We start from the raw sequence: 281 nt of genomic DNA on the forward strand, positions 1-281 counted from the left end.
TTATTTACGTTTGCCCTGAAATCATTATATGGTTCTATATATAAAAGATTTGCATTAGTTTTATCAACATCAATAATTAAATTGAATGCTCTTATCATCCAATTCAGGAAATCTTTTTGTTTAATATTATCCGGAATTAATAGAAGATATTGATAATTCAATATCTTGTAAAAATGATTTGTTAAATCCCAATATGAAAGAGGGTTAGAATATGGAGATGTTACCGCATCATCAAAACGAATTCTAAAATTTATTTCATGAGTTGTATAGATTGTGTAATT

1 protein-coding gene is annotated in these 281 nt (G+C 25.3%); it reads right to left on the bottom strand.

The genetic code is table 11. The features are described 5' to 3' along the window. Nucleotides 1-281 (bottom strand): hypothetical protein (locus AC3XQU_RS23760; protein ID WP_489876595.1); only part of this gene is annotated, 281 nt, incomplete at both ends.

The organism is Telluria sp. AZSoR62 (assembly GCF_058111565.1).